General features: G+C 71.8%; 6 protein-coding genes. 4 read left to right on the top strand and 2 right to left on the bottom strand.

The genetic code is table 11. From position 1 onward, the window contains the following. Positions 1-77: 77 nt before the first annotated feature. Entirely contained in the window at positions 78-977 is a 900-nt protein-coding gene (locus ACWDA7_RS49095; RefSeq protein WP_450614239.1) for a LysR family transcriptional regulator, read from the bottom strand. A 502-nt stretch (positions 978-1,479) separates the two neighbouring features. Between ACWDA7_RS49095 and ACWDA7_RS49090 the strand changes: the two genes are divergently transcribed. From ACWDA7_RS49090 to ACWDA7_RS49080, 3 genes are all read left to right on the top strand, one after another. Continuing rightward, positions 1,480-3,021, top strand: a complete 1,542-nt coding sequence (locus tag ACWDA7_RS49090) for a 3-hydroxyacyl-CoA dehydrogenase (protein WP_450614237.1) — start codon at positions 1,480-1,482, stop codon at positions 3,019-3,021. Between the two features lie 194 nt (positions 3,022-3,215). After that, the gene (locus ACWDA7_RS49085) at positions 3,216-4,001 is read left to right on the top strand and encodes an electron transfer flavoprotein subunit beta/FixA family protein (protein WP_450614235.1); all 786 of its coding nucleotides are present in this window, start codon (positions 3,216-3,218) and stop codon (positions 3,999-4,001) included. A 58-nt stretch (positions 4,002-4,059) separates the two neighbouring features. After that, on the top strand, positions 4,060-5,022 hold the full coding sequence (locus ACWDA7_RS49080) for an electron transfer flavoprotein subunit alpha/FixB family protein (RefSeq protein WP_450614233.1): 963 nt from the start codon (positions 4,060-4,062) through the stop codon (positions 5,020-5,022). 259 nt (positions 5,023-5,281) lie between these two features. Here ACWDA7_RS49080 and ACWDA7_RS49075 read toward each other — a convergent pair whose 3' ends face one another. After that, positions 5,282-6,088 (bottom strand): hypothetical protein, encoded by an 807-nt coding sequence (locus ACWDA7_RS49075; protein ID WP_450614231.1) that lies wholly within the window; start codon positions 6,086-6,088, stop codon positions 5,282-5,284. Here ACWDA7_RS49075 and ACWDA7_RS49070 point away from each other — a divergent pair. Beyond that, positions 6,087-6,602: an SDR family oxidoreductase gene (locus tag ACWDA7_RS49070; RefSeq protein WP_450614229.1), complete on the top strand. Its 516-nt coding sequence runs from the start codon at positions 6,087-6,089 to the stop codon at positions 6,600-6,602. The genes ACWDA7_RS49075 and ACWDA7_RS49070 overlap by 2 nt on opposite strands. The last annotated feature ends 58 nt before the right edge of the window (positions 6,603-6,660 follow it).

The following is a 6,660-nucleotide window of genomic DNA, read 5'->3' as shown; positions in this document are numbered from 1 at the left end:
AACGCGGGAGACCAGTGCATCCACCACCGTTCGGGATGCGCCAGTTGACCAGGATTGGGTACAAGACCCACTCCTGCTCACTGACTAGGAACGGTCGGCAGGGCCTCCTCGGCCACGGCGAGGACCGAGTGAAGCGCGGCCGACGGATTGTCCGTACGCCAGGCCAGGGCCGCCTGGAGCCGCACGGGCGGTCCGGCCAGGGGGCGGTACACCAGGCCGGTCTGCTGGACGTGCAGGCAGGACGTCAGGGTCAGCGTCACCCCGACTCCTGCGGCCACCAGCGCCAGGATGGTGTGGGAGTCCGGTGCCTCCTGGACCACCCGCGGCGTGAACCCGGCCGTGTCGCACACCTGGAACGTGGCGTCGCGCAGGCTGGACCCGGCGTTGGCGGGGAAGCTCACGAAGGGCTCCTCGGCCAGGGCGGCGACCGGGATGCGGTCGCGCTGGGCCAGAGGATGGTAGGACGGCAGCGCGCAGATCATCTCCTCCTCGCCGATGACCCGCAGCGCCACGCCCGGGGGCGTGGCCGACAGGCGTACGAAACCGAGGTCCAGCGAACCCTCCGCGACGCGCGCCAGGGCCGCGTTGGCGTACGTCTGACCCTTCAGGACCAGTTCGATGCCCGGGTGGAGGGCCCTGACGGCCCGGGTCAGCCGGGGCAGGCTCTCGTGGCTGGAGGCGCCGGCGAAGCCCACGGTCACCTGCCCGTACTGGCCCAGCCCGGCGGCCCTGGCGGCTCGGGTGGCCAGGTCGAGGTCCTTGAGCACGGTACGCACCGGCTCCAGGTAGGACTGGCCGGCGCTGGTGAGCTTGACCGAGCGTGTGTTGCGCTCGAAGAGCTGGACCCCCAGCTCCTTCTCCAGCTGCCGGATCTGCTGGCTCAGCGGTGGCTGGGCCATCTGGAGCCGCTTGGCGGCACGGCCGAAGTGCAGTTCCTCGGCGACGGCTACGAAGGCGACCAGGCGGCGCAGTTCCATGGTGGTTCCCACTGTTCCGACTCTGGGACGAATCCCGGTCATTCATCGAATGAACGTCTCAAAGAGAGTGCCATTTGGTATTGGACATTAATGGATCGCGGCTGGCACCGTAAGTCCGTCCACGCAACCGGTCCGAGGAGCGTGCCGCCGTGGCCGGACCGACCTCGATGCGGGAGCCGCTCCCCTCGACGGTCCGCGGCGGTGATGCCGCCGCGGCTGAGGAGCTCACGGTGGCGCGGGTCGCCCCTGGCGCCAGGGGATGGGGAGTTCCGACGTGGCGCACCGGCGGACACATCCGTCCCGGACGGGTGCGTCAGCGATGCCTGAACACCCAGCTCGGCACGGTGCCTCGAGCGTCACCGTTGACCGACGCGGGCGACAGTGGAGGGCAGGCGCCCCACCGGCGGTAGCGGATTGCAGCCGCCGGGTGAGGACCGCGGCCCGCCCCGTCCCACCGGGGCGAGGGTCGAGAACCGAGAACCGAGAGGGAGGCGAGATCCACATGCGAATCAGGGTCGTCGGTGCCGGTGCGATGGGCCGCGGTATCGCCCAGTGGGCGGCGGTCGCCGGGCACACCGTCGAACTCGCCGATGTACGGCAGAAGGCAGTGGGCGAGGCCATCGGGTTCGTCCGGCACATGCTCGAACGCGCCGTCCAGAAGCAGCGGATGACCGATGAGGCCGCCGCAGCCGCTTCGGCGCGGCTGCTCCCGGTGGACTCGCCTGCCGCGCCGGGCGACGACGTCGAGCTCGTCGTCGAGGCGGTCCGGGAGGACCTGGCGACCAAGACAGAGCTGTTCCGGCAGCTGGCGGAAGTCCTGCCCGCGGGCGCGATCTTCGCGACCAACACGTCCTCGCTGCCCGTGACGCAGATCGCGTCAGGGCTCCTCGACCCCTCCCGCCTCTGCGGCCTGCACTTCTTCAATCCCGTACCGCTGATGAAGATCGTCGAGGTCATCCCGGGCGAGCTGACCCGCCCTGAGATCACCCAGACCCTCGTCGACCTGGTCCGGGGCACCGGACACACCGCGGTGGTCGTTTCGGACACCCCCGGCTTCCTGATCAACCACGTCGGACGCGGCCTGATCACCGAGGCGTTCGCACTGCTGGAGGAGTCGGTCTGCGACGCGACGGGCATCGACCGCATCACCCGCGACGTCCTCGGACTGCGCATGGGCCCCTTCGAGCTGATGGACCTCACCGGCCTGGACGTGACCGCCGCGGTGACCGACTCCATCTGGCAGGGCTTCCGGCACTCCGACCGGCTGCGCCCCTCGTACCTCGCTCCCAACCGGGTGGCGGCGGGCCTGCACGGCCGCAAGACCGGGCGCGGCTTCTACGCGTACGGCCCTGGCCTCCCGGCCCCCGCCGACCTGCCGGAAGAGCCGGTCACCGGCGACGCCGGCCGGCCGGTGTGGGTCGCCGGCGAGGGCCGGGACAGCGACACACTGCGCAGGGTGCTCAGCGAGTCGGGAGCGACCCTCGAAAGGGGAACCGCGCCCTCGGCCAGGGCTGTCGTGCTGTCCGCGCTCTGGGGTACGACCGTCGCCGCCGCGATCGCCGAGGACGCCCTGCCGGCCGAGCGCACCCTGGGCGTCGACCCACTGTCCCTCACCGCCCGCCGCCGGGTGCTGGCCATGACCCCCGCGTCCGACCAGGCCGCGGTGCGAGACGCGCGCGCGGTGCTGGCGCGGGCGGCCGGCGGTACCGAGGCCGTCCCTGTCTCCGTCGTGCGCGACACGGCGGGCTCGGTCGCCCAGCGGGTGCTGGCGTCGATCGTGTCGGTGGCCGCGTCCGTCGCGGAGCGCTCCATCGCGGCCCCCGCCGACATCGACATCGCGGTCACGGCGGGACTCGGTTACCCCGTCGGCCCGCTGGCCTGGGGCGACCGGATCGGGGCGCGGCGCCTGCTCGCCCTCCAGGAAGGCCTCCACCGCAGCACCGGTGACCCGCGGTACCGGCCGACCCGCTGGGTCACCGAGCGCGCGTACCTCGGCCTGCCGCTCACCGAACCGGGCGCCGTCCCGCCGACCGTCGGCGCCTGAGCCAGGCACCCCCAGGGACCCTGGACGGATCGCCACGGGCCGCCCGGCCGCGATCCGAGCCGTCGGCACCGGCCTCGTCGGAGCGGGGGAGCGGGGTAGCGGACGACGGGCCCGCGCAGGCGGCGGGGTACGGCCCGGCCCCCGGCACAACGAACCAACCGCGAGACAACGCACAAGCAGAAGGAAGAACAGCCATGACCCTGAGGATCGCCGTGTGTGTGAAGTACGTGCCCGACGCGACCGGCGACCGGCACTTCGCCGACGACTCGACGGTCGACCGCGAAGACGTCGACGGCCTTCTCTCGGAGCTCGACGAGTACGCGGTCGAGCAGGCCCTCCAGATCGCCGACGGGTCAAACGACGCGGAGATCACCGTGCTGACGATGGGTCCCGAGGACGCCAAGGAGGCGCTGCGCAAGGCGCTGTCCATGGGCGCCGACCGCGCCGTCCACGTGGAGGACGACGACCTGCACGGCACGGACGCGCTGGGCACCTCGCTCGTGCTCGCCAAGGCCATCGAGCACATCGGCTACGACCTCGTCGTCTGCGGCATGGCCTCCACCGACGGCGCCATGGGTGTCCTGCCCGCACTGCTCGCAGAGCGCCTGAACGTCCCGCAGGCCACCCTGCTGTCCGAGGTCTCGGTGGCCGACGGGCAGGTCACGGGCCGCCGGGACAGCGACGCGGCGTCCGAGCAGCTTCAGGCGTCCCTGCCGGCGGTCGTGTCCGTGACCGACCAGTCCGGTGAGGCCCGCTACCCGTCGTTCAAGGGCATCATGGCGGCCAAGAAGAAGCCGGTGGAGTCCCTCGACCTGTCGGACCTCGGCATCGAGGCCGACGAGGTGGGCCTGAAGGGCGCCTGGACCACGGTCGAAGCGGTGACCGAGCGCCCGGCCCGCACCGCGGGCACGATCGTCAAGGACGAGGGCGAGGGCGGCAAGCAGCTCGCAGAGTTCCTGGCGGTGCACAAGTACATCTGAGGCCGGCCAAGGCCCACCCACCCCCGTCCTTCTTCCTCATGCGCAGGAGACACGTTCCATGACCGACATCCTCGTCTACGTCGACCACGTCGACGGAGCCGTGCGCAAACCCACCCTCGAACTGCTCACGCTGGCCCGCCGCTTGGGCGACCCGGTTGCCGTGTATCTCGGCGCCGGCGCACAGGCCGCCGCCAAGACCCTGGGCGACCACGGCGCGGTCAGGGTCCTCGCGCACGACGCTCCCGAATACACCGACTACCTGGTGGCCGCCAAGGTCGACGCGCTGCAGGCCGCCTGCGCCGCCGTCTCCCCGGCCGCGGTTCTCCTGCCCTCCTCAGCCGAGTCCAAGGAGATCGCCGCCCGCCTGGCGCTGCGCGTCGGCGGCGGCCTGGTCACCGACGCCATCGACGTCGAGGCCGGCCCCGAGGGCCCGCTCACCACGCAGTCGGCGTTCGCCGCCGCCTTCACCACCCGCTCGCGCGTGACCCGGGACATCGCAGTCATCACCGTCAAGCCCAACTCGGCGCCGGTGGAGGCCGCCCCAGCCGCTGGCACGGTCGAAGAGCTGACGGTGGCCTTCTCGGACCAGGCGACCGGCACCAGGATCACCTCGCGGACCCGGCGCGAGTCGACGGGACGCCCGGAGCTGACCGAGGCGGAGACAGTCGTCGCCGGCGGCCGAGGTGTCAACGGCGCCGAGAACTTCCGGGTCATCGAGGCCCTCGCCGACTCGCTCGGCGCTGCGGTGGGCGCGTCCCGCGCGGCCGTCGACTCCGGCTGGTACCCGCATGCGCACCAGATCGGCCAGACCGGCAAGAGTGTGTCGCCGCAGCTGTACGTCGCGGCGGGTATCTCGGGCGCTATCCAGCACCGGGCCGGCATGCAGACCTCGAAGACGATCGTGGCGATCAACAAGGACGCCGAGGCACCGATCTTCGACCTGGCCGACTACGGCGTGGTCGGCGACCTGTTCGAGGTCGTACCGCTTCTCACGGAGGAGATCCAGGCCCGCAAGGCCTGATCGTATCGAGACCCGCGCCGCCGGCCCCCTCCGCCGAAGCCGGCGGCGCGGGTTTGGGTACGACTGTGTCCAGGCCGGTGGCACCCGTCCCAACCATGACTTCGTGCCGCCAGGGCCAGATGCCCCAGAGCTGTCGCGCGGAAACCGCTGCCGTCCTGGGCCAGGACTGGTGGCAGGGCGTCACGGTTCATGCGATCAGTCGGCACCGCCAAGGGCCGGGATCACCGGCAAGCAACCCCGGCCCTCGAAGGCAACACACCTACGTGGCGCGGCGGGTGGTCGTGGGTCTCGACGAGGTGGCCAGTGCCGCCAGGCCGGCAGCACCCATCGCCACCGCGATCAGCAGGACGGCCAGCAGTCCCCAGGGCATCACGAGGGGCACGTGCTCGATGAGCCGGCTCGCGGTGCCTTCGTCGAGTTGCCGCTGGTCGAAGGCCGTGGCGATGCGCCGGTCGACCAGGCGCAGCCCGACGGCGGGGACGATCCCGGTCACAGCGCCCAGCAACACGCCGGCGGCGGCCACCACGGCGCACTGGGACGCCGCGAGCAGCCGGCAGGTCCTGGGCGGCGCTCCGATCGCGGCGAGGGTGGCGAGGTCGGTCTCGGCGTCGGACCGTGCCAGGCCGGTCGCGGTACCGGCGGCGCCGAGCGTGACGACCGCCGCGAAGATCGCCAGTGTGAGCGGCACGACACCGGCCGGATCGTCGGGTCCGTCCTCCAAGTGGAACCGAACATCGGCCCCGGTGTCGTCGAGGGCCTGCTGCGTCTTCTGCCGCTGCGCGTCGGTCGGCGGGCGCGTGGTGGTGAAGTAGGCGCCGAACGGCACCGTCTCGACGTGCGCCGACCTGGCCGCCGCAGGGGGCACGACCAGCAGTACACGGTAGTTGTGCGGGGTGCCGGAGACTTGGTAAGCGGGGAAGGAGACCCGGCGGCCCGGTGGCTCCTTCCCCGGCCCGATGGCGGAGGGCTCGTGGGGCGCCCCGGAGTTCAGGCGGACGGTGACCCGGTCATGGGCGCCCATGTTGCGGTGGTCGCGGGAGCCTCCCGTCGAAGAAAGGACCGCCATGGCCCTCGGAACCGCAGTGATCGTCGGCGTCGGACCTGGCCTCGGCCTCGCGATCGCACGCACATTCGTCCATGCCGGACACTCGGTCGCCATGCTGGCCCGCGACAAGGCGAGGCTGGACACCTACGCTGCCGAGCTCGCCTCCACCGGCCAGGACATCCGCGGCTACGTCGCGGACGCCGCAGACCCCGACAACCTGCGCGCCGCGCTCCACTGTGCGATCACCGAGCTGGGCGCCCCCGACGTGCTCGTGTACAACGTCGGTGTGCTGCGCAAGGACTCGGCCCTGGGCGGTGACGACCAGGACTGGGCCGATGTCACGGCCATCAATGTCCTGGGCGCCAGGGTCGCGGCCGACGCCGTTCTGCCCGAGCTGCGTGATGGCCGGGGGAGCCTCCTGTTCACCAAATGCCTCCGAGGACGCCCCGGCCTTCAGGCCGGGGAGGAATCGGACCCCTGCGGAGCAGGGCAGGAAACGGGGTTTCGCCCCCAGGGCGAAAGACCGCCCACATGATCGGGTAAGGTGTGCGTGCGTTGCGAGAACCAAGCGCGCACCGTGCCGATCGAGAACC

Source organism: Streptomyces sp. NPDC001156 (assembly GCF_053598275.1).
This window is presented reverse-complemented; position numbering and strand designations above follow the sequence as displayed.